Source organism: Streptosporangium lutulentum (genome assembly GCF_030811455.1).
In the GTDB taxonomy this organism is placed as follows: Bacteria; Actinomycetota; Actinomycetes; order Streptosporangiales; family Streptosporangiaceae; genus Streptosporangium; species Streptosporangium lutulentum.
In genome coordinates this window covers 9,461,067-9,482,836 of sequence record NZ_JAUSQU010000001.1, presented here as the reverse complement: position 1 = coordinate 9,482,836, position 21,770 = coordinate 9,461,067, and the positions used below count along the sequence as shown (strand labels likewise).

Genomic DNA, 21,770 nt, shown 5'->3' with positions numbered 1-21,770 from the left:
GTACGCCGAAGTCAGTTGTCAGCGGGTTTCGGTGGCTCTGGCGCCTTCTCTCCTCGCAGTTCGGCGAGCTGAAGTGTGATCGCCGCCATGATGTCGGCGGTCGCGTCACGCAGGACGTCCGCCTGCGGCGACCGCCCCTCGTACTTCGACAGGTCGACCGGCGGCCCGGTCAGCACGTGGAAGGTCTTGCGCGGAAGGAGGCTGGGCCTCTTGCTCCCGTAGGGAAGGATCCTCTGGGCTCCCCAGTGGGCGACGGGGATCACCGGCGCGCCGGTCGCCAGCGCCAGCCTGGCCGCACCGGTCTTGCCCTCCATCGGCCAGAACTCGGGATCGCGGGTGCAGGTCCCCTCCGGGTAGAACATCACGCACGCCCCGCCGGCGATCCGCCGCTCCGACTCCTCCAGCGACCGCGCCGCGTCGGCGCTCCCCCGGTAGACCGGGATGGCCTGCAGTTCCCTCACCATGTGCCCGAGCACCGGAACCGAGAACAGCCCCGACTTGGCCAGGATCGTCGGCCAGCGCCCGTTGTTGTAGAGGTAGTGCGCGATCAGGATCGGATCCAGCCACGACAGGTGGTTGGTCACCAGGATGATCCCGCCGGTCTTGGGCAGGCGGTCGCTGCGCCGCCAGTCTTTTTTGACCAGGAGCCAGGAGATCGGTTTGACGATCGCGACGGCCACGCCGACCCAGAATCGCGAAGGCCATCCAGGACGTCTCACGGGCTCCTCCAGGTGAGCGGGTGCCTCCCAAGTCTCCCGGTTGACTCTGTGAGATGTCGAGGCGGGATGCTTAAGGTTATGTCTGCTCCGGAGAGTTTCACCTGGACCCTCGTCGTACCGGTCAAGACACTGGTCGCCGCCAAGACCCGGCTGTCTGCGGCGGCGGGCCCGCACCGGGCCGCGCTCGCCGTGGCGATCGCCTGCGACACCGTCGAGGCGGCGCTGAGCTGCGTGCTCGTCTCGCGGGTCGTCGTGGTGACGGGTGACCCGGTGGCGGCCGAGGCGCTCGGCGAGGTCGGCGCCCACGTGGTCGGCGACCCCGAGGCGGGGCTGAACGCCGCCCTCCGCCGCGGCGCCCTGGAGGCCGTACGGCTGGCGCCCGGCGACGCCGTCGGGGCGCTCCAGGCCGATCTCCCCGCCCTGCGCCCGGCGGAGCTGGCCCTCGTGCTCACGGCCTCCGCGGAGTTCGACCAGATGTTCCTGCCCGACGCCGTCGAGGTCGGCACGACCTTCTACGGGGTACGGCCCGGCGTGCCGTTCACCCCGGGGTTCGGTGGCGAGTCACGGGACCGTCACCTCCGGCGTGGCGCGAAGGAGCTCTGCCTGGACGGGATCGACTCGGTCCGGCGGGACGTGGACACTCCCGACGACCTCCGGGCGGCACTCGCCCTCGGCGTCGGCCCCCGCACTCTGGCGGTGGTGGAGAGGATCAGGTGATCCGCTTCCTCGGGTTCAATGCCCGGCGGGTTCCTCCGCGGCCTGCTTCGGCAGCAGGAACGCGACGAGGAAGGTCACCAGCAGCATCCCGGCGACGACCCAGAGGACGACCTGCGTCGCCCCGATGACGTCGGGATTCACGCCGACCCCCAGCAGGTCGAAGAAGACCGTGCCGAGCAGGGCGACGCCGAAGGCCCCACCGAGTTGCTGGACCGCGGTGAGCGTGCCGGAGGCCGAGCCGGTCTCGTGCTGCTCGACCCCGGCCAGCACGATGTTGAAGAACGGCGCCATCAACAGGCCCATGCCGATTCCGGTGACCGCCAGCGCGGGGACGAACTGCCAGGGAGTGGCCTCCGTCCCCGCGCGGACGACCGTCAGCAGGACGCCGAGCGTGCCGAGCGCCATGACGAGGACGCCGCCCTGCAGGACCTTGCGGCCGAACCGCTGCACCGCCTGGGCGAGGCCGAAGCCGACGACCATTCCCAGCGACCAGGGGATCATCACCAGACCGGCCTTCAGCGTGGAGTAGCCGAGACCGACCTGGGTGTAGAGGTTGAACACCAGGGCGAAGCCCGACATGGAGGAGAAGAAGACCAGGCCGGTCAGCAGGCCGCCGGTGAAGGCCCGCTTGCGGAAGAGGCTGGGCACGACCAGCGGGTCGCCACCCGCTCGGCTCCTGCGGGACTCGAACCAGCCGAAGATCGCGAAGACCACGACGGACGCGCCCATCATGACGAAGGACCAGGCGGGCCAGTCGCTCTCACGGCCCTGGACCAGGGGGAAGACCAGGAGCAGTCCGGCCAGGGAAGCCAGGAGCACGCCGCCGAAGTCGAGCCTGAGGGGGTGTGGTGAGCGCGACTCGGGAAGGTAGCGCAGTCCGGCGAGGATGGCGGCCAGGCCCAGCGGCAGGTTGATCAGGAAGATCATGCGCCAGCCGGTGCCGAAGAAGTCCGCGTCGATCAGCCATCCGGCCAGGATCGGGCCGCCCACCGAGGACAGACCCATGACCGGCCCGAACAGGCCGAACGCGGCGCCCATCTCCTTCGGGGGGAACATCTCCTTGATCATGCCGAGCCCCTGCGGCAACATGACCGCGCCGAACAGGCCCTGGACGACCCGCGCGCCGACGAGCAACTCCGGCGACTGCGCGACGGCGCACAGCAGTGAGCCCACGGTGAATCCGGCGGCGCCGATGAGGAACATCCTCTTGCGGCCGTAGATGTCGCCGAGCCGCCCGCCGGTGATCAGGCCGACCGCCATGGAGAGCGTGTAGGCCGCGCCGAGCCACTGGATGACGGCGGCGGTGCCGCCGAGCTCGGCCCGGATGGTGGGCGCGGCGATGTTGGTGACCATGGCGTCGAGGAGGTCCATCACCTCCGCGGCCAGGATCACGAACAGGGCGGCCCAACGCCAGCGGTAGAGCGGGGGTTCGGGTGGCGCGTCGGCCACGGTCGCCACGTCACTGGTCATGGTGCTCTCCTCATGGGATTCGGGGGAAGGGTGTTTCCTCGGATGAACGACGTTCACCATATACGATCGACGTTCTCTAAAAGAACGCCGTTCGCCAGACCGTTCGTCGTTCTCAAGATATGTCGCATTGATTCGCGTGACAAGATATATCGCGAAAATGAGCGCTGTTCGTCGCACCGATCACCGTTCGCCACGGCGTTACACTGGCGTCATGAGTGACGAGTTGCCCGCGCTGCCCTGGGAACGGTCACGCCGCAGGCCGGGCCCCACGCGAATTCCTCTCACCCGGGACCGGATCGTCGACGCGGCCTACGCGGTGCTCGACCGGGAGGGTTACGAGAAGCTGGGCATGCGCCAGGTCGCGGCCGAACTGGGCGTCGCGGTCTCGGCCCTCTACTCGCACGTGAGCGGCAAGGACGAGCTGCTCGAACTGATGTACGTCCGGATGTTCGAAGGCTGGAGCCTGCCCGAGCCCGATCCGGAGCGCTGGCAGGAGCAGGTCAAAGACTATGCCCGCGCCGGACGCGCCAGGCTGCGCGAGCACCGCGACCTGGCCCGGATCTCGATGGGGGGCGTCCCCTTCAAGCCCGAGACGCTGCCGCACGTGGACAAAATCCTCGGCGTGTTCCGCGCGGGCGGGCTGCCCGACCGCGTCGCCGGGGCGGCCGGCGACATGATCTCCACGTTCATCGACGGCTTCGCCCTTGAGGAGAGCATGTGGGAGAGCCGGCGTCTCGAGTCCGGCGAGAACACCTGGGGGGAGATGCGGGAGACGCTTGAGCGGTACTTCAAGGATCTGCCGCCCGACCGTTTCCCGAACCTGGTCGCGCTCTCCGGCTCCATGTTCGACAGCTCCAACGACGACCGGTTCGACCTCGGCATCGAGATCATCATTCGAGGGCTGGCGTCGTTCGTGGAGGAGGCTGAAGCCGGAGAATCTTCCGGGAGGCCAGCACCGGAAGATGAGCGATCATGATGCCGGCCGTGGCGACCCACAGCACGGTGTGCGCGTCGAAGACCTCTCCCAGCGCCCCGCCCAGCAGCCCGCCGACCGGTGCGGCCCCCCACATCAGGAAGCGCATGCTGGCGTTCATGCGGCCGAGCAGGTGCTCCGGGGTGATCCGCTGGCGGTAGCTGAGCTGGTTGATGTTGAACACCGCGCCGCCGATGCCGCTCAGCAGGAAGCCGAGCGGGAACAGCGCCAGCCGCCAGCCCTCGGCCGCCAGCGGGGAGATCAGGATGGCCAGGGCCGCCAGGGCGGCTCCGCCGTACATGGCGCGGCCGACGCCGAAGCGGACCGCGACACGCGACGCGAGCATCGCGCCGATCAACCCTCCGACGGCGCCGCCGGAGAGCAGCAGACCGTAGATCCCCGGACTCACTCCGAGCATCTTGATCAGGAAGAGCGGCTGGGCCACGAACCAGACGCCGTTGGACAGCATGACCAGCGCGCCGACCCCGGCGATACGGCGAAGCACCGGGTGTCCCGCGACGTGACGGACGCCCTCGCCGATCTCCTCCCTGAGCCTGCGACGCTCCGCGACCGGCGTGATCGTCTCCTTCGCGCGAACCCCGCCGAGCAACAGCGCCGAGACCAGATAGCTGACCGCGTCGGCGAGCAGCGCGACCGGCGCGGTCAGCGCGTGCACCAGCCAGCCGCCCAGGGCGGGCCCCGACAGGACGGCGGTGTTGCGCATCGTCTCCAGAGTGCCGTTCCCCCTCAGCAGATCGTCCTTGCCGACGAGCGAGGGCAGGAAGCTCATGTGCGCGACGTCGAAGAAGACCGCGCCGACCCCCATGAGGAGGGCGACGGCGTAGAGGTGGGGCAGGGTCATCGCGTCCAGGGCGACGGCGGCGGGGACGGACAGCAGCGCGACGCCGCGGAGCAGGTCACTCCAGATCAGGATCGGACGGCGGCGCAGCCGGTCCGCCCACACCCCCGCGGGCAGCCCCAGGATCAGGAACGCGGCCGTCTCGGCCGCGGTGAGAACACCGATCTGGAAGGGGCTCGCGTCGAGGGTGAGCAGCGCCACGAGCGGCAGGGCCACGAGCGTGATCTGGCTCCCGAACTGGCTGATCGCGTCGGCCCCCAGAAAAAGTCGGAACGACGCGTCTTGCCACATACCGGCTCTTTTGCCTCCTACGTGCATGCTGAGGCAGCGTGGCGGTCACCCGCGAAGCCGGTCAATCGCTTTTCCGGCGGGTTACGCTGATCGGGTGCAGGCAACGGTGCGGACCTTCGACCCGGCGACCCGGTCGGGGTCGGTGTTCCTCGACAACGGGACCGAGATCCCGTTCGACGCGGCGGCGTTCGACGCGGGGCCGCTGAGACTGCTCAGATCCGGCCAGCGGGTCAACCTCGTCATGGACGGCGACGACGTCACCTACGTCACGCTCTCGACCTTCCCCGTGCCCCGGTAGACCTCCCCACCGCCCCCGAGCCGGCGAGACCCCCGAACCCGGCCGGGACACCCCCGCCCCCGGCCCTTCGCCCCGGCGGACCCCGTCCGGGCTCTCACCTCGGCGGCCCCGTCCGGGCCTCCGATTCGGGCCGGACGGCGCCGAAGCCGGGACGGGCCCCGTGCCCGGGGACAGGCCCCCGGCCGATCTCCCCGCACGAGGCCCCTCCACCCACCCGGCGAAACCCTCCCCGTGAGGAGAAGCCGGACACCCGGACCCCCTCAGGGAATCCGGGTGTTCGCGTGAAGATTACTTTTTCTTCCCGGCCTTCTTGCCACCCGCGTTGACGAGCTCCTTGAAGTCGGAGCCGGGACGGAACTTAGGCCCCCAGCTCTCGGCGACACGGATCTCGGCGCCCGTCGAAGGATTGCGGGCCGTACGGGCCGGCTTGTGCACCATCTCGAAGGCGCCGAAGCCCGTGATGGAAACCTTGTCACCGGTGGCGACCGCCGACTGAATGGTGTCGAGCACCGCGTTCACAGCCTCGGTGGCTGTCTTCTTGTCGCCTACCCGATCCGCGATGGCGTCGACGAGTTCCTTTTTGTTCATAAGGTTGCTCCCCCTGTCTTACCGATGTCCGGGAGTGGGTCATGAGGCAGAAAACCCGTCTCACCCGATTTGTTATGACGAGGGGTCTCAACACAGAGAGAAACCCCTTGCCCGCTTGAAATTAAGGGACAGAGCCGTATGACTCAATCACCTTCCGCAATGTTTCCAGCACTCGGCGTATCTGAAACCAGAACATCAAGGTCTAGAAGGAATAAATCGAGACGCCCTGAGGCATGACCAAGATCAATTTTGGCCACGTCACAGATGGCGAGCAGACGTCTGGACAGGCGCTGTCGCTGCGACAGGGGGATGGACAGCGCGCGAACGCGGCGGTGCGCCTCGCGCAACCGCCACGCCAGCTCGTTCTCTGAATGTGTCAGACAGTCGTCGGCAGCCATGGCTGCCGACCATTCTCGTACATCGTCACGTCGTCGGCGTTGCGCAGGGTCAGCCCGATGTCGTCCAGGCCCTCCCTCAGCCGCCAGCGGGTGTAGTCGTCGATCTCGAATCCGACGGTCTCGCCGCCCCAGCGGACCTGGCGTCCTTCCAGGTCAACGGTGACCTCCAGCGCGGGGTCGGCCTCCACGGCGCTCTGCAGGGCCTCCACGACGGCGGCGGGCAGGACGACGGGGAGCAGGCCCATCTTGGTGGAGTTGTTGCGGAAGATGTCGCCGAACCGGGCCGCGATCACGACGCGGAACCCGTACTGCTGCAGGGCCCAGACCGCGTGCTCGCGCGAGGAGCCGGTGCCGAAGTCGGGCCCGGCGAGGAGGATCGAGGCGCCCTCGTAGGCGGGGTCGTTCAGGACGAAGGTCGGGTCCTCGCGCCAGGCGGAGAACAGGCCCTTCTCGAATCCGGTCCGGCTGACCTGCTTGAGCCAGACGGCGGGGATGATCTGGTCGGTGTCGACGTTGCCACGGCGCAGAGGCACGGCCCGGCCGGTGTGGGTGGTGAAGGCGTCCATCGCGAAAACTCCTTACAGGTCGGCGGGCGCGGTCAGTTTGCCGGTGACGGCGGTCGCTGCGGCGACCTGCGGGGAGACGAGGTGCGTACGGCCGCCCTTGCCCTGGCGCCCCTCGAAGTTGCGGTTGGAGGTCGAGGCGCTGCGCTCGCCGGGGGCGAGGGTGTCGGGGTTCATCCCGAGGCACATGGAACACCCGGCCTCGCGCCACTCGGCGCCCGCGGCCTTGAAGACCTCGTGCAGCCCCTCCTGCTCCGCCTGGAGCTTGACCAGCATCGAACCGGGGACGATCAGCGTGCGGGTGACGACTTGGCGGCCGCGCAGCACCTCGGCCACGGCCCGCAGGTCCTCCAGCCGGCCGTTGGTGCAGGAGCCCACGAAGACCGTGTCCACCCGCACGTCGCGGAGCGGGGTGCCCGCGGTCAGTCCCATGTACTCCAGGGCGCGCCCGGCCGCGGCCGGGTCGTCCGTGTCCTGGGGGTCCGGCACGGCCGACCCGAGGGGAGCGCCCTGGCCCGGGTTGGTGCCCCAGGTGACGAACGGGGTCAGCGTCGTGGCGTCGATCTCCACGACCGCGTCGAAGACGGCGTCCTCGTCGGTCGTCAGCGTCTTCCAGTATTCGACGGCGGCGTCCCAGTCCGCGCCGGACGGCGCGTGGGGACGGCCCTTGAGGTATTCGAGCGTGGTCTCGTCCGGAGCGATCATGCCCGCCCTGGCGCCCGCCTCGATGGACATGTTGCAGATCGTCATCCGGCCCTCCATGGAGAGCGCCCGGATGGCCTCACCGCGGTACTCCACGATGTAGCCCTGGCCTCCGCCGGTGCCGATCTTGGCGATGATCGCCAGGATCAGGTCCTTGGCGGTGACCCCGACCGGCAACGTGCCGGAGACCTCGATGGCCATCGTCTTCGGCCGGTAGGCGGGCAGCGTCTGGGTGGCCAGCACGTGCTCCACCTCGGAGGTGCCGATGCCGAAGGCGATGCCGCCGAAGGCGCCGTGCGTGGAGGTGTGGGAGTCGCCGCACACGATCGTCATGCCGGGCTGGGTCAGGCCGAACTGCGGGCCGATGATGTGCACGACGCCCTGTCCCGCGTCGCCCATCGGGTACAGCCTGATGCCGAACTCCGCGCAGTTCTTGCGCAGCGTCTCCACCTGCACCCGCGACACGGGATCGCTGATGGGACCCCGTATGGTCGGGACGTTGTGGTCTTCGGTGGCGATCGTCAGCTCGGGCCGCCGAACGGGCCGGCTCGCCATGCGCAGGCCGTCGAACGCCTGCGGGCTCGTCACCTCGTGAATGAGGTGAAGGTCGATGTAGAGCAGATCGGGCTCCCCCTCGGCACGTCGTACGACGTGTTGCTCCCAAACCTTCTCCGCCAGCGTGCGGCCCATGTCGCCTCCTTGCGATCGCCTATTCCGCATCCAACTTGCTTTCTCATATGTCGAGACGGCAGTATCGGTGCATGGACAACTCTAGCGGAGTCGGCGTACTCGACAAGGCCGTCCTCGTGCTCAACGCACTTGAAGCGGGCCCTGCATCTCTGGCACAACTCGTCCAGGCCACCGGCCTGGCGCGCCCCACGGCCCACCGGCTGGCCGTCGCGCTGGAGTATCACCGCATCGTCTCCCGCGACACGCAGGGCCGATTCGTGCTGGGTCCGCGCCTGTCCGAGTTGTCCACGGCCGCCGGTGAGGACAGGTTGCTGGCCGTCGCCTCTCCCGTGTTGACCCAACTTCGCGACACAACGGGCGAAAGCGCACAACTTTACCGACGTCAGGGAGACGAACGGGTGTGTGTGGCCGCCGCCGAGCGCGCCAGCGGGCTGCGCGACACCGTGCCGGTCGGCTCGGCGCTGCCGATGCTCGCCGGGTCGGCGGCGCAGATCCTGCTGGCGTGGGAGGAGCCGGACCGCCTGCACCGGGGGCTGCGCGGGGCCAAGTTCACCGCGGCCACGCTGGCGAGCGTCAGGCGCAGGGGCTGGGCGCACAGCGTGGGCGAGCGCGAGCAGGGCGTGGCCAGCGTCTCGGCGCCCATCCGCGGCGCGGGGGGCAAGGTGGTGGCCGCGGTGTCGGTCTCCGGGCCGATCGAGCGCCTGACCCGGACCCCCGGCCGGCTGCACGCCGCCCCCGTGGTCACCGCGGCCGAGCGCATCACCGAGTCGATGCGACGAGCCGTCTGAGCCTCCTCGCCCCGCATCCACCCCTGGACGCCGGAGCCGTCTGAGCCTCCTCGCCCCGCATCCACCCCTGGACGCCGGAGCCGGCCGGGCCCGCGGAGCCGTCCGCTCACGGCCCGGCCGAACCGGCCGGGCCTCCTCGTGCCGGGCCCGCGGAGCCGTTCACACCCGCCCGGCGACGCCGGCGGCACCCCGCCGCGCCTCCTCACGCGACACCGGTTGGACTGACCCGTGCGATATGAGGAGGCGAGCACCCTTGCGGCCCCCTAGGCTGGGTAGGTGACAGATCGCATCGAGGCAGCCGCCGCTGAACTGCGTCCCCTGCTCCAAAGCTTCATCCTCTGGGCGCGCGACAACGCGCCCGGCAGCGATGCCAACCTGGTCGGCTCCGTTGCCCTGTGGCACCGGCTGATCGCCTCCGACGACGTCGGCCGGTGGAAGCAGGCCGATCTGCGCACAGTGCTTCTCGACCGGATGCCGCAGGTCGTGGAGGATCCCGACGCCGCCGCCGACGGCATGATGCCCGCGGTCCGCGCCTATCTGACCTTCCTGTCGGAGTCGAATCACCTGACCAAGGGCTCCGCCTCGCTCGACGACCTGCTCGTCGAGCTCGACCGTCTCGAAGACGATTTCGTCGACGCGATGGAAGAGCTCGTCGTCGAGCAGGACGAGTACGAGGACGACGACGAGGAGGAGTCCGAGGGGCTGGGCGACTTCGAGCCGTTCGCTGACGAGCTCTCCGAGCTGCCGACGATCCGGCTCCGCCCCGACGCCGAGCTCGCCGCGGCCACCCGGAGGACCACTCTGATCGCCAAGGCCCGCGACCTCGCGGTCTGGGTCGGATCCGAGCGCCGGGTGGGCGAGACGAGCCTGCTCAGCGACGCCGAGATCTCCGAGGCCCTCGCCGCCCTGGGGCTCGCGGCGCCCGAGCCGGGTGACAAGACGCTGGCCGACTCGGTGCCCGCGCTCTGGAACATCTGGAACCTCGCGATCGACCTGGACTTCCTCCAGCCCGAGGGCGAAGACACCGTCAGCGCCGACGCCGACACCGCGGAGTGGCCCTTCGAGGAGGACGACGACGCCCTGGACGTCTGGATGGCCGGTCTGCACTCGATCGACTATGGCGATCCCGAGCTCGACGACGAGGAAGCCACGATCGCCCTGTCCGGGCTGACCAGGGCGCTGCTGATCCGGGTGCTCCTGGCGACCGGCTCCAAACCCCTGGCCGAGCTCCGCACCGAGCTGGCCGAGGCCGCCGCCGAATACGACGATCTGGGCGCCGACGCCTGGGCCGCCGCCTCCGCGCGGTACGGCGACCCGCTCAACCCGGTGCTCGACTGGCTGACCGGCTACGGCATGGTCGAGGTCGAGCACGACCAGGTACGGCTGACACCGCTCGGCATGGAGGGGCTCGTCCACCTGGTGGACGACGCCGACATCGAGCTGGACGCCCGGCCCGCCATCGACGCGATGACGGCCCTGGACCTGCTCTCCTTCAGCGCGGAGCTGCCCGAGGAGGAGGCGGACGCCGAGTTCGCCGCCTGGATGGAGCTGCGTGCCCCCGCCCAGGCCGCCAAGGAGCTGCTGGAGGCCGCGGCCGAGGACGACGCGGACGCCCTGATCCGGGTCCAGGCGGCCAGCATGGTCGGCTCGCTCGGCGAGGAGGCCGAGCCCGCCTGGCGCGACGCCCTCGACGAGCCGTCACTGCGCCCCTACGCGGCCACCCATCTGGCCCAGCTCGGCGTCGACGACGCTCCCTCGCCCACTCAGGCGGACACCCACTGGCTGATCCTCGACATGCTGACCATCTCCGCCGGTCTCGGCCGGCCGGAGTTCGTCAGCAGCCTCGACGACATCGGCGACCTGGTCAACCTGCTCGACGTGATCTGGAAGGTGCCGCACCCGCACCTTGAGGAGTTGCTGGAGGCGATCGGCAAGGCCCACCCGGACAAGCAGGTGGGCAAGGCCGCCAAGCGCGCCCTGTTCAAGGCCCGCTCCAACCACAACTAGCGCGGGGTGCCGGCGTCCGGGCAACCGGCGCCGGCCCTCGTGCGAGCCGGAGAAATCACGATGCGTTTTTCTCCGGAAATACAGAAAACCCTCGAAAGCCAATGCTTTCGAGGGTTTTGCGATGTAGTCCCGACCGGATTCGAACCGGCGCTACCGCCTTGAGAGGGCGGCGTCCTGGGCCACTAGACGACGGGACCTTGCACGAGAGGACAGTGGTAGTCCCGACCGGATTCGAACCGGCGCTACCGCCTTGAGAGGGCGGCGTCCTGGGCCACTAGACGACGGGACCCTACACACTGTCACCGGATTCGGAGGGAGCTGAATCCGCAACGTCTTCCTGAGAAGACGCAGCTGGGGTACCAGGACTCGAACCTAGAACAACTGAACCAGAATCAGCCGTGTTGCCAATTACACCATACCCCACCGCACTGGACCCCCTTGCGGGTTTCCCTGGCGACTCCGAAAGAATAGCCCAGGTTGGGGGTCAAGACCAAAACGATTGACCACAGCCGAATCGCCGTGACACCGGAGTGCCATCCGTGAGGCCTCTGTGTAACGCTGCTGGAGAGATCCCGCCCTTCCATGAGGAGTCCCCGTCTTGACCGAGAACCCGTTCTTCGCCCCCAGCACGCTGCCCTACGGACTGCCCCCTTTCGCCGAGATCAGGGAGGAGCACTACCTTCCCGCGTTCGAGCGCGGCATGGCCGACCAGCTGCGTGAGGTGGAGGAGATAGCGAACGAGACCGGCCCCGCGACGTTCGCCAACACCATCGAGGCCCTGGAGCGCTCGGGCCAGATCCTGAAGCGGACCGCGACCGTCTTCATGAGCATCGCCTCCTCCAACACGACCGACGGCATCCGGGAGATCGAGACCGAGGTCTTCCCCCGGCTGACCAACCACAGCGACTCCATCCACCTGAACCGCGCCCTGTACGCCCGGATCAAGCAGGTCACCACCGAGAACCCCGAGGAGGCCTGGCTGCTGGAGAAATACCGCGTCGACTTCGTCCGGGCCGGCGCCGACCTGTCCGAAGCCGACCAGGAGCGTCTCAGGGGGCTCAACGAGGAGCTGACCAAACTCGCCACGACCTTCTCGCAGAACCTGCTGACGGCCTCCACGGGCTCCGCACTCGTCGTGGAGGACGCCAAGCGGCTCGACGGGCTCTCCGAGAGCTCGATCAAGGCGATCGAGAAGGACGGCACGTACGTCCTGCCGCTGCTCAACTACACCAACCAGCCCGCCCTGGCCGAGCTCACCGACAGGGAGACCCGCAGGAAGCTGTACGAGCTCTCCGTCGGGCGGGCGCCAGAGAACTTCGGGCTGGCGGCCAGAATGGCGGCGCTCCGCGCCGAGCGGGCGGCCCTGCTCGGCTACCCGGACCACGCCTCCTACTCCGTCGCCGACCAGACCGCGAAGACGACCGGCGCCGTGGAGGAGATGCTCGGCAAGCTGGTGGGCCCGGCGGTCGCCAACGCCCGTCTGGAGGCCGAGGCCCTGAGCGAGCAGGCCGGGTTCCCCATCGAGCCGTGGGACTGGTCGTTCTACGCGGAGAAGGTGCGCAAGGCCCGCTACGACTTCGACGGCGCCGAGCTGCGTCCCTACTTCGAGCTGGACCGGGTGCTGCGGGACGGCGTCTTCCACGCCGCGGGCGAGCTGTACGGGATCACCTTCGCCGACCGGGACGACCTGGCCGGATATCACCCGGACGTGCGGGTCTTCGAGGTCTTCAACGCCGACGGCTCGAAGCTCGGGCTGTTCGTGTTCGACCCCTACGCCCGGCCCACCAAGCGTGGCGGCGCGTGGATGAACAACCTCGTGGACCAGTCGCACCTGTTCGGCGAGCTGCCCGTGGTGATGAACAACCTCAACATCACCAAGCCCGCCGAAGGACCGACGCTGCTGACCTTCGACGAGGTCAACACCGCCTTCCACGAGTTCGGCCACGCCCTGCACGGGTTGTTCTCCGACGTTCGCTTCCCACGCGTGTCCGGCACCACGGTGCCCCGCGACTTCGTGGAGTATCCCTCACAGGTCAACGAGATGTGGGCCACCTGGCCGTCGGTTCTCGCCAACTTCGCCAAGCATCACGAGACCGGCGAGCCGGTCCCGGCGGAGCTCCTGGAGAAGATGAAGGCCGCCGAGAAGTTCAACCAGGGCTTCGGGACCGTGGAGTATCTCTCCGCGGCACTGCTCGACTGGGCCTGGCACAAGCTGGCGCCGGGTGAGGTGGTCGAGGACGCCGAGGCGTTCGAGGACGCCGCCCTGGAGAGGGCGGGAATAGCCTTCAGGCTGGTGCGCACGCGCTACCGGACCAATTACTTCGCGCACATCTTCTCCGGAGGCGTGGGCGGCTACAGCGCCGGCTACTACTCCTACATCTGGAGCGAGGTGCTGGACGCCGAGAGCGTCGACTGGTTCACGGAGAACGGTGGCCTCAAGCGCGAGAACGGCGACCACTTCCGGTCCACGCTGCTGTCGGTCGGCGGTTCCAAGGACGCGATGGACGCCTTCCGCGCCTTCCGCGGCCGCGACCCCCGCATCGAGCCCCTGCTGAAGCGCCGGGGTCTGCTGGCCTAGCCCGCCGGGGCGTCGTCCTTCGACACGCCCCTCGGGGGTCGTCCTTCGAGACCGTCTCCCCGCCCGGTGCGACGCCGCGTTCGCCGAACCTCTTCGTCGGTTCTCCGAGGTGCCCGTGAGGGGCATTGGGGGCCTGCGAGGGGCGCGACGTGCCGGTGTACGCCTCGGTGCACCGCCGGGGTGCGGTTTCCCGTACCCCGGCCGGAACGCAGGTCCGGTGTCCGGCGAACATCATGGACGTCATGAGACGACCATGGAACAGGACGGGCGCCGCGCTCGTCGCCGGTCTGGCCGGCGCCCTGCTGCTGGGAACGGCGAGCCCGGCGACGGCACAGCGGGAGACGACGGGGCGGGAAGGGCACGACACGCGACAGGCCACCCCTGCCGCGACCTCCCCGGCTTCTCCGGCCGGGACGGGCGGGACGGGCGGGGGCGTGACGGTGCGTACCGACGCCGGGTGGGTGAAGGGCGTGGAGGCCGGAGACCACCGGCTCTTCCAGGGCATCCCGTACGCCGCGCCGCCGGTCGGGGAGCTGCGCTGGCGGTCGCCGCGGGCCGTCGCCCCGTGGCAGGGGGTGCGCGACGCCGGCGCGCCCGGCAACCGGTGCGCGCAGACCGCCGACGACTGGGGGCTGCCCGGAAGCGAGGCGGAGGACTGCCTCTATCTCAACGTGACCACGCCCGCGCGAAGCGCCGGGAACCGTCCCAAGCCGGTCATGGTGTGGCTGCACGGCGGAAGCCTGACGAAGGGGGCGGGCAGCGACTACGACGCCCGCAGGCTGGCCGTGCGGGGCGACGTCGTGGTGGTGACGGTCAACTACCGGCTGGGGATCTTCGGGTTCTTCGGGTACCCCGGGTTCGAGAACTCCGGGGCCTTCGGGATCGAGGACCAGCAGGCGGCCCTGCGCTGGGTGCGGCGCAACGCGGCGGCGTTCGGTGGCGACCCGCGCAACGTCACCCTGTTCGGCGAGTCCGCGGGGTCACACTCGGTGTGCGCCCAGCTCACCTCCCCCTCGGCGGCGGGGCTGTTCCACCGGGCGATCACCCAGAGCAACCCGTGCGGGGCGGGAAGCTTCGAGGGCACCCCGCTGCGGCCGGTCATGGACATCCCCTTATGGCTGCCCAGGGCCTCCTACGAGGGCCACGGGCAGTATCTGGCCACCCTGGTGGGATGCGCCGACCCGGAGACCGCGCCCGCCTGCCTGCGGGACAAGCCGGTGGCCGACCTGCTCGCCCAGCCCGCCCTCCCGCTCCCGGGGTACGGCAACGCGGTGCTGCCCGAGGACCCGGCGAAGGTACTCCAGGAGGGCCGCTTCCACCGGGTGCCGGTGCTGACGGGCATCACCCGGGACGAGGGCACGATGTTCACGTCGATGATTTTCGGGGAGCCGATGCCGGCGGAGGGGTACGAGCCCGCCCTCAACGAGAAGTTCGGCGCCGCGAGCCCCGACGTCCTGGCTCGATATCCGCTGGACGCCCACGACGGCCCGCCCCTCCAGGCGGTGGCGGCCATCATGAGTGACCTGGACTGGGCCTGGGAGGCGCGCAACACCGACCGGCAGTTCGCCCGGCACGTGCCGACCTTCTCCTACGAGTTCACCGACCGTACGGCGCCCGCGCTCTTCCCGCTGAAGCACGGCATCAGGCCGCTGGCCGCACACGGCTCCGAGCTGTCGTTCCTGTTCGGGGTGGGCTGGGAGTCCGCCCCGCTCACCCCCGAGCAGCGGCGGCTCGGCGACATGATGATCGACTACTGGTCCCGGTTCGCCGCCGTCGGCGACCCGAACCGGCCGGGCCTGCCCTCCTGGAAGCGCGTGCGCCCCGGCGACGGCACGCCGTACGTGCAGGGGCTGGCCCCGGGGCGGGGCGGCGTCGGGTCCTTCGACCGGGCCTCGGCCCACAACCTCGCCTTCTGGGACGGTCTCGCCGGGCGGGGAACGGAACAGGGACGCCCTTCCGGCTCCCCCTCCTGAGATCCCTCCCGCGGCTTCGTCCGCGGCCGTCGGGAACCGGCGCGAGAAAGTGACGGCCCGCCCCCGGGTGAGAACCCGGGGGCGGGCCGTGGAAGCCCGTCCTGCCCCGAAGGCCCGCTCAGGCCCGGAAACCCGTCCCGGTCGACGTGGTCGACCGGGCCCGGAAGCCCCTCCTGATCGGCGAGGGTCCGGTCAGCCCTGGAGCCTGGCGACGATGGCGGGAACCGTACTCGGCCGTGGGCTCGCGACAGGGCACGGAGCCGGCCGGTCTAGGACTCCAGTTCGGCGACGACTTCCCTGAGCCACCGTTTCTCGGCGTCGCCCGTGGCCCGGGCGACCAGGAGCATGCCGCGGTGGAACGGGTCGGGGACGTCTTCGGCCCGTTGCGGCTCTCCGTTCCGGTAGAAGAAGCTGGCGGGCGTCTCCAGGAAGCCGAGGCGGCGGCGGAGCGTCCGCGCCTGTGCCCCCCGGTCGGAGAGCTGCGACAGGAAGGTCAGCAGGCCGAAGAAGCGCGTCTGATCGCTGATGTCGAGCTCCGCGGGCTCCCTGAGCCTTCGCAGGAGCTCCGTCCTTCCGGCCTCGGTCAGGGTGAGAACCTGGCGGCGGGCCGCCCCGGCCCCCTCCTCCTCGTGACGCTCCACGAGCGCCGCCTTCTCCAGCCGGGCGATCGCCGGATAGAGGGCGCCGTCGCTGACCGGGCGGAGATGACCGCTCAGGGCCAGGATCCGGGCCTTCAACTCGTAGCCGTGCATCGGCCCCTGGCCGAGGAACCCGAGGATCGACAGGGTCAGGTCGCCGCTTGCCATGGAAGCATCTTATCGCTATACCTCTAAACGATATATATCGAAACGAGGTAAATTCGTGAAGCTGCTCCGCCTCGCCCTGCCCATCTACGTGGAGTTGCTGACCGCCGTGGTCGCGGTCGGCCTGATCGACCTGCTCTGGGTCTCCGGCCTGGGCAGCCGGGCCGTGGCCGCGGTGACGGTCGCGACGACCACCGAGCAGTTCGCCCTGGGCGTCGTCCTCGCCGTCGGGACCGGAACGACCGTCCTGGTCGGCAGGCGCGACGGCAGGGAGCCGATCACGCCTGTGATCCGTACGGCGTGGCTGCTCTGGGCGGCGGTCAGCCTGGCGGTGACGGTTCCGGGGGTGCTGCTCCGCGAGCCGCTGGCCCGGCTCTTCACCGACGACGCCGTGACGGCCGGCCTGATCGCCGACTTCTACCTGATCTCCCTGGCCGGGATCCCGGTCTTCTTCGCCCAGACGGTCACGGACGGAATCTTCAAGGGGCGCGGGGACACCATGACTCCGATGCGCACCGCCCTGCTCTGCAACGCGCTGGTGATCGTCCTCGACCCGCTGTTCATCTACGGGCTGGACCTGGGCGTCCAGGGCGCCGCCACGGCGAACCTGATCGCGCGGGCGATCACTCTCGTCGTGGCGCTGACCCTCCTGCGACGGCGGACTCCTCGCGACTCTCCCGCGCGGGCGAGCCGTACGGACGCCGTGGAGATCGTCCGCATCGGCCTGCCCATGTCGGGGGACTTCCTGGCCAGGGCGCTCGTCGGCATGCTCCTGGTCGAGGTGGTCGGCGGGTTCGGCGTGGCGGCGCTGGCGGGCTACGGCATCGGGACGAAGATCATGCTCGCCGGGGTGATGGCCTTCTACGCGCTCCGGCAGGCCGCGATGATCCGGACGGCCCGCTCCGGCGAGGCGGGATCCGCCCTCCGGTACGGCCTGGCCGCGGGCCTGATGGTCGCCGCCGTGCTCAACGTCGTCGCCGTCCCCGTCGCGGGCCTGTTCACCGGCGACCCCGCGGTGGCCGCCGAAGCCGTGGACTTCCTGCGCTGGATGACGCTCTACCTCGTCCCGTTCGGCGGGCTGATCGCCGTGGGCGGGGTGCTCCAGGCGAACGGGAGGGGCGGCAGGCTGCTGGCCGCGACCCTGACGGGTTTCGCGGTCCAGCTGCCCCTGACCTACCTGCTCGGCGGCGCGCTCGGGGTCACCGGTGTCTGGCCGGCCATGGCGGCGGGAGCCGCGGTCGCGCTCGCGCTCGCCACGGGATCTCGCCGGTCACGGGGCCCCGACCCCACCCCGCCGGGCACGGCCCGGCCGTTCTCGCTCAGCCCTGGAGCCTGGCGACGGCGGCGCGGAGCCGGTCCGTCGAGCGCTCGCGGCCGAGGACCTCGATCGACTCGAACAGCGGCAGGCCGACGGTCCGGCCGGTGATGGCCACCCGGACGGGGGCCTGCGCCTTGCCGAGCTTGAGGCCGTGCTCCAGGCCGACCTCCTCCAGCGCGGTCTTGAGCGACTCGGGGTCCATGTCGACCGTCTCCAGGCGGGCGAGATAGCCCGTGAGGATCTCCACGGCGGAGTTCTTCATGGCCTTGTCCCAGGACGCCTGGTCGAAGACGGGCTCCTCCAGGAAGAGGAAGTCGACGTTCGCGGTGATCTCGGAGAGAAGCGCGATGCGGGTCTGGGCGAGTTCGGCGACCTTGGCGAAGGTCTCGCGGTCCCAGCCGGGCTCCAGCCACGGCTCGCAGCGGGCGACGAAGCTCGCGAGGGGCAGCGCCCGGATGTACTCGCCGTTGAACGCGCGGAGCTTCTTCTCGTCGAAGAAGGCGTTGGAGGAGATGACATCCTCCAGGCGGAACAGCGGGACCATCTCCGACCACGGCATGATCTCCCGGTCGCCGCCGGGGCCCCAGCCGAGCAGCATCAGGTAGTTGACCATCGCCTCCGGCAGGTAGCCCTCCTCGCGGTAGGACTCCAGGGCGACCTTGTCGCGGCGCTTGGACAGCTTCTTGCGCTGCTCGTTGACGATGACCGGGGTGTGCGCCCAGACCGGGGGCCGCGCGCCCAGCGCGGGCCACAGCAGCTCCTGGCGGGCGGCGTTGGGCATGTGCTCCTCGCCGCGGACCACATGGGTCACCCGCTGCGTGATGTCGTCGACGGCGTTGGCCAGGACGTACAGCGGGGAGCCGTCGCTGCGCGCGACGACGAAGTCCTCCTGCGCGTCGTTGGGGAACTCCACCCTGCCCCTGATGACGTCGTCGACCACGGTGACGCCCTCGTCGGGGGTACGGAAGCGCACCGCGCCCTCGGTCAGTCCCCTGCCGCGGCAGAAGCCGTCGTAGCCCCTGTGCTCGGAGCCGGTCCGTGCCTGGACCTGCTCGCGGGTGCAGTCGCAGTGGTAGGCCTTGCCGTCCGCGAGCAACTTGGCGACGGCCTCGCGGTGCTGCGGCTCGTAGGCCGACTGGAAGTAGGGGCCCTCGAAGACCGGGTTGTCGCCGTTGATCCCGATCCAGGCGAGGGCCGAGATGATGCCCTCGGTCCACTCGGGACGGTTGCGGGTGGCGTCGGTGTCCTCGATGCGCAGGATGAACCGTCCGCCGGACTGCTCGGCCAGTGCCCAGTTGAACAGCGCCGCACGGGCGCTGCCCACATGGAACATGCCGGTGGGCGAGGGAGCGAAACGAACCCTAATCACGCGAGACCACCCGGTTGCTGAGAGTGCCGATTCCTTCGATGGAGACGCTGACCTCGTCGCCGACGGCGAGCGGGCCGACCCCCTCGGGCGTCCCGGTGAGGATGACGTCACCGGGGATCAGGGTCATGACCGCGCTCACGTGGGCGATCAGCGTTGGGATGTCGTACATGAGCTTGGAGGTGCGGGAGTTCTGCTTGACCTCGCCGTTCACCGACGTGGTGATGGCCAGGTCGCTCGCGTCGATCTCGGTCTGGATCCACGGGCCGAGCGGGCAGAAGGTGTCGAACCCCTTGGCCCGGGTGAACTGGACGTCCTTCTTCTGCAGGTCTCTGGCCGTGACGTCGTTGGCGCAGGTGTAGCCGAAGATGACCTCGTGGGCCCGCTCCCGGGGGACCTCCCGGCAGAGCCTGCCGATGACCACGGCCAGCTCTCCCTCGTAGTCGACCCGCTGGGACAGCGCCGTCGGGTAGGAGATGGCCTCTCCCGAGCCGATCACCGAGGTCGACGGCTTGAGGAAGACCAGGGGCTCGTCGGGCACCTCGCCGCCCATCTCCTGGGCGTGGTCGGCGTAGTTCTTGCCGATCGCGACCACCTTGCTCGGGAGCATGGGCGCGACCAGCCTGACCTGGGAGAGCGAGTAACGCTCGCCGGTGAACTGGATCGGCCCGAACGGGTGCCCGGAGATCCCGGCGATGAACTCCTCTCCGGGACCGCCCTCGACCACGCCGAATCCGACACCTTCACCTGTGGAGAACCTGGCTATACGCACACGACAAGGCTAGTCGCGGTCGGACTCCCGCCGGACCGCCCCACCGTCTCGGGGAACGCCCGCCCGGGGGAACGTCCGTTCGCACGGGCCGCGCAAACCTCCGCGAGCAAAAATCCCAACTATGCAAATCGTCCGGATATCGACCTAATCATGCCAATTAATACCCATTATACGACTAATAAAAGGTATGTGCTGATTGCTATGGATGTGGAGGGTATTACGCCCTGTAGCAGCATCGGGGAGCCAGACGGTCTTCCCTCGGGGGAAGGAAAAGACGTGACCGAAGCGAGCACGGTAAACAAGACCAAGGGCGACGAGGGCGCGGTACCACGCACCAGAACCGAGGGACCGGGAACTCCGGGGGGCCTGATCACCTCCAAGGGAACCACCAGCATCGAGAGCGGCGTCGTGGCGAAGGTCGCGGGCATGGCGGCCAGGGAGATCCCCGGGGTGTACGACATGGGCGCCGGCACCGCACGCGCGCTCGGTACGGTCCGCGGCATGGTGGGCGGCGAGAAGAACATCATGCAGGGGGTGTCCGTCGAGGTGGGCGAGCGGCAGGCCGCCGCCGACCTCCAGCTGGTCGTCGACTACGGCGTGGCCATCCCGGATCTCGCCACCGCCGTGCGCCGCAACGTGATCACGGCTGTCGAGCGCATGTGCGGGCTTGAGGTCACCGAGGTCAACATCAAGGTCGCCGACGTTCACATGCCCGGCCAGGACGGCGACGGGGACCGGGGCGGGCAGCAGCCCGAGTCGGGGCCGCGCGTCCAGTGAACGAGCCGACGCACGAGACAGCCGACCTGGCGGACGAGGTGGCCGACGCCGTCCGGCGATGCCCGGACGTCGTCGATCTGTCGAGCGGGCCGTTCGCGACAGTGGCGACCTACCTGCCCGGCAGGAAGGTGCCCGGCGTCGCGCTACGCGACGACGAGGTGGAGATCTCCATCGTCGCCAGGCAGGGACGACCCCTGCCTGAGGTCGCCGACGAGGTGCGCGCGGCGATCGCCTCTCTGGTGGGCGATCGTCCGGTGAATGTTCATATCGGAGGTATGCAATGAACACTTTCCCAATGTGGTCCGTAATGGGGCTGATCCTCGGCATCGCGCTGGGTTTCGCGGCCGCCTTCGGCGGTCTCGGCGCCTTTCTTCTGGTGCTCGTTCTGGGCGCCGTCGGATTCCTCGTCGGCCGCATCGCCGAAAGTGGCGAGATCGGCACGTTCAGGTGGTCGGGAGGCCGGCAGTGACCACGCCGGTCGAACCCCGTTCCACGGAGACGCCCGCGGACTCCGGTGACCTTCCGGCCCTGCCGGAAGACGGTACCTCCGCGGCTGCGGCGTGGTCCGCCCAGCCCGTACGGCAGGCCGTACCGATCGAGCAGCGAGGCAGGACCGACATCGCGGAGCGAGTCGTGTCACGCATCGCGACCCGGGCCGCGGAGGAGGTGGCGCGGGTGCGCAAGGTCGGCGAGCGGGGGCCGCTGACCTTCCGAGGGGGCACCCGCGCCATCGTCGACGGAGAGCTCACGGCGGTGCGCCTGGACCTGACGGTGGAGTATCCCGCCCCGCTCCTGCACGTGGCCGAGGAGGTCAGGCGGCACGTCACCGAACGGGTTCACCGGCTGACCGGCCTGGCCGTCGGCCACATCGACATCGACGTGACCAACGTGGTCCCTCCCCGGACGGCCTTTCCTGCCGAGTACCCCGAGTACTCCGTGACCCGTTCCCCGGCGACCCCTTCCCCCGGCTACTCGGCGACCTGTTCCCGGACAGACCGTCACCCCGAACTCCCGGAGGGGGAAAACCGATGACGGTTCCCCCGTCCGGCCCATCGGACACTCCCGCACCCGGCCGACCGGACATCGGCCCGCCGGACGTACCCGCGTCCGGCCCGCCGGA

At 69.7% G+C, this 21,770-nt stretch carries 22 protein-coding genes and 3 tRNA genes; 12 read left to right on the top strand and 13 right to left on the bottom strand.

Annotation, left to right across the window (positions count from 1 at the left end; genetic code table 11):
• Nucleotides 1-11: 11 nt before the first annotated feature.
• Nucleotides 12-719 carry a lysophospholipid acyltransferase family protein gene (locus J2853_RS42710; protein ID WP_307567358.1) on the bottom strand — a complete coding sequence of 236 codons (708 nt, stop codon included), beginning with the start codon at nt 717-719 and terminating at the stop codon, nt 12-14.
• A 66-nt stretch (nt 720-785) separates the two neighbouring features.
• Here J2853_RS42710 and cofC point away from each other — a divergent pair, with 66 nt between their 5' ends.
• The gene (gene cofC / locus J2853_RS42705; protein ID WP_307567356.1) at nt 786-1,436 is read left to right on the top strand and encodes a 2-phospho-L-lactate guanylyltransferase; all 651 of its coding nucleotides are present in this window, start codon (nt 786-788) and stop codon (nt 1,434-1,436) included.
• Between the two features lie 15 nt (nt 1,437-1,451).
• On the opposite strand, the gene J2853_RS42700 is transcribed toward cofC, so the two are convergent.
• The gene (locus J2853_RS42700; protein ID WP_307567354.1) at nt 1,452-2,906 is read right to left on the bottom strand and encodes an MFS transporter; all 1,455 of its coding nucleotides are present in this window, start codon (nt 2,904-2,906) and stop codon (nt 1,452-1,454) included.
• Nucleotides 2,907-3,117: 211 nt separating this feature from the next.
• Between J2853_RS42700 and J2853_RS42695 the strand changes: the two genes are divergently transcribed.
• Nucleotides 3,118-3,882, top strand: coding sequence for a TetR/AcrR family transcriptional regulator (locus J2853_RS42695; RefSeq protein WP_307567352.1), 765 nt, complete (start codon nt 3,118-3,120; stop codon nt 3,880-3,882).
• Here the strand turns inward: J2853_RS42695 and J2853_RS42690 are convergent.
• Entirely contained in the window at nt 3,797-5,029 is a 1,233-nt protein-coding gene (locus J2853_RS42690) for an MFS transporter (protein WP_307567351.1), read from the bottom strand. The genes J2853_RS42695 and J2853_RS42690 overlap by 86 nt on opposite strands.
• 94 nt (nt 5,030-5,123) lie before the next feature.
• On the opposite strand from J2853_RS42690, the gene J2853_RS42685 reads away from it, so the two are divergent.
• Nucleotides 5,124-5,327 (top strand): hypothetical protein, encoded by a 204-nt coding sequence (locus tag J2853_RS42685; RefSeq protein ID WP_307567350.1) that lies wholly within the window; start codon nt 5,124-5,126, stop codon nt 5,325-5,327.
• 288 nt (nt 5,328-5,615) lie between these two features.
• Here J2853_RS42685 and J2853_RS42680 read toward each other — a convergent pair whose 3' ends face one another.
• From J2853_RS42680 to leuC, 4 genes are all read right to left on the bottom strand, one after another.
• A complete protein-coding gene (locus J2853_RS42680) occupies nt 5,616-5,915 on the bottom strand; it encodes an HU family DNA-binding protein (protein ID WP_307567348.1) in 300 nt (99 codons plus the stop codon).
• Nucleotides 5,916-6,058: 143 nt separating this feature from the next.
• Complete coding sequence (locus tag J2853_RS42675) at nt 6,059-6,313, bottom strand: SCO5555 family protein (protein ID WP_307567346.1); 255 nt, start codon at nt 6,311-6,313, stop codon at nt 6,059-6,061.
• Nucleotides 6,292-6,879, bottom strand: a complete 588-nt coding sequence (leuD, locus tag J2853_RS42670) for a 3-isopropylmalate dehydratase small subunit (RefSeq protein ID WP_307567344.1) — start codon at nt 6,877-6,879, stop codon at nt 6,292-6,294. Before leuD ends, J2853_RS42675 begins: the two co-directional genes overlap by 22 nt.
• A gap of 12 nt (nt 6,880-6,891) precedes the next feature.
• The gene (gene leuC, locus J2853_RS42665) at nt 6,892-8,268 is read right to left on the bottom strand and encodes a 3-isopropylmalate dehydratase large subunit (RefSeq protein ID WP_307567343.1); all 1,377 of its coding nucleotides are present in this window, start codon (nt 8,266-8,268) and stop codon (nt 6,892-6,894) included.
• 71 nt (nt 8,269-8,339) lie between these two features.
• On the opposite strand from leuC, the gene J2853_RS42660 reads away from it, so the two are divergent.
• Both J2853_RS42660 and J2853_RS42655 read left to right on the top strand, forming a co-directional pair.
• The gene (locus J2853_RS42660) at nt 8,340-9,056 is read left to right on the top strand and encodes an IclR family transcriptional regulator (RefSeq protein ID WP_307567342.1); all 717 of its coding nucleotides are present in this window, start codon (nt 8,340-8,342) and stop codon (nt 9,054-9,056) included.
• A gap of 276 nt (nt 9,057-9,332) precedes the next feature.
• Nucleotides 9,333-11,063 carry a hypothetical protein gene (locus tag J2853_RS42655; RefSeq protein WP_307567340.1) on the top strand — a complete coding sequence of 577 codons (1,731 nt, stop codon included), beginning with the start codon at nt 9,333-9,335 and terminating at the stop codon, nt 11,061-11,063.
• A gap of 124 nt (nt 11,064-11,187) precedes the next feature.
• Here the strand turns inward: J2853_RS42655 and J2853_RS42650 are convergent.
• The 3 genes from J2853_RS42650 to J2853_RS42640 all read right to left on the bottom strand — a co-directional run bounded on the left by J2853_RS42650 (nt 11,188) and on the right by J2853_RS42640 (nt 11,486).
• Nucleotides 11,188-11,260, bottom strand: a tRNA-Glu gene (locus J2853_RS42650).
• A 16-nt stretch (nt 11,261-11,276) separates the two neighbouring features.
• A tRNA-Glu gene (locus tag J2853_RS42645) sits at nt 11,277-11,352 on the bottom strand.
• Nucleotides 11,353-11,414: 62 nt separating this feature from the next.
• Nucleotides 11,415-11,486, bottom strand: a tRNA-Gln gene (locus J2853_RS42640).
• 175 nt (nt 11,487-11,661) lie between these two features.
• On the opposite strand from J2853_RS42640, the gene J2853_RS42635 reads away from it, so the two are divergent.
• Together J2853_RS42635 and J2853_RS42630 are read left to right on the top strand one after the other, a co-directional pair.
• A complete protein-coding gene (locus J2853_RS42635) occupies nt 11,662-13,641 on the top strand; it encodes a M3 family metallopeptidase (protein WP_307567338.1) in 1,980 nt (659 codons plus the stop codon).
• Between the two features lie 242 nt (nt 13,642-13,883).
• The gene (locus tag J2853_RS42630; protein ID WP_307567336.1) at nt 13,884-15,614 is read left to right on the top strand and encodes a carboxylesterase/lipase family protein; all 1,731 of its coding nucleotides are present in this window, start codon (nt 13,884-13,886) and stop codon (nt 15,612-15,614) included.
• A 269-nt stretch (nt 15,615-15,883) separates the two neighbouring features.
• Here the strand turns inward: J2853_RS42630 and J2853_RS42625 are convergent, their stop codons facing one another.
• On the bottom strand, nt 15,884-16,420 hold the full coding sequence (locus J2853_RS42625; protein ID WP_307567335.1) for a PadR family transcriptional regulator: 537 nt from the start codon (nt 16,418-16,420) through the stop codon (nt 15,884-15,886).
• A gap of 55 nt (nt 16,421-16,475) precedes the next feature.
• On the opposite strand from J2853_RS42625, the gene J2853_RS42620 reads away from it, so the two are divergent.
• The gene (locus tag J2853_RS42620) at nt 16,476-17,843 is read left to right on the top strand and encodes an MATE family efflux transporter (RefSeq protein ID WP_307567333.1); all 1,368 of its coding nucleotides are present in this window, start codon (nt 16,476-16,478) and stop codon (nt 17,841-17,843) included.
• On the opposite strand, the gene gltX is transcribed toward J2853_RS42620, so the two are convergent.
• Both gltX and J2853_RS42610 read right to left on the bottom strand, forming a co-directional pair.
• Complete coding sequence (gene gltX, locus J2853_RS42615) at nt 17,737-19,068, bottom strand: glutamate--tRNA ligase (RefSeq protein WP_307569007.1); 1,332 nt, start codon at nt 19,066-19,068, stop codon at nt 17,737-17,739. The two genes, J2853_RS42620 and gltX, sit on opposite strands and share 107 nt — an antisense overlap.
• A gap of 28 nt (nt 19,069-19,096) precedes the next feature.
• A complete protein-coding gene (locus tag J2853_RS42610; RefSeq protein WP_307567331.1) occupies nt 19,097-19,873 on the bottom strand; it encodes a fumarylacetoacetate hydrolase family protein in 777 nt (258 codons plus the stop codon).
• A gap of 276 nt (nt 19,874-20,149) precedes the next feature.
• On the opposite strand from J2853_RS42610, the gene J2853_RS42605 reads away from it, so the two are divergent.
• From J2853_RS42605 to J2853_RS42590, 4 genes are read left to right on the top strand one after another with little or no spacing between them, the layout of a single operon-like run.
• Nucleotides 20,150-20,650 (top strand): Asp23/Gls24 family envelope stress response protein, encoded by a 501-nt coding sequence (locus J2853_RS42605; protein ID WP_370879493.1) that lies wholly within the window; start codon nt 20,150-20,152, stop codon nt 20,648-20,650.
• The gene (locus J2853_RS42600; protein WP_307567330.1) at nt 20,647-20,934 is read left to right on the top strand and encodes a hypothetical protein; all 288 of its coding nucleotides are present in this window, start codon (nt 20,647-20,649) and stop codon (nt 20,932-20,934) included. Before J2853_RS42605 ends, J2853_RS42600 begins: the two co-directional genes overlap by 4 nt.
• The gene (locus J2853_RS42595; protein WP_307569061.1) at nt 20,931-21,119 is read left to right on the top strand and encodes a hypothetical protein; all 189 of its coding nucleotides are present in this window, start codon (nt 20,931-20,933) and stop codon (nt 21,117-21,119) included. The genes J2853_RS42600 and J2853_RS42595 overlap by 4 nt, the downstream gene beginning before the upstream one ends.
• Complete coding sequence (locus J2853_RS42590) at nt 21,116-21,682, top strand: Asp23/Gls24 family envelope stress response protein (RefSeq protein ID WP_307567329.1); 567 nt, start codon at nt 21,116-21,118, stop codon at nt 21,680-21,682. Before J2853_RS42595 ends, J2853_RS42590 begins: the two co-directional genes overlap by 4 nt.
• Nucleotides 21,683-21,770 lie beyond the last annotated feature (88 nt).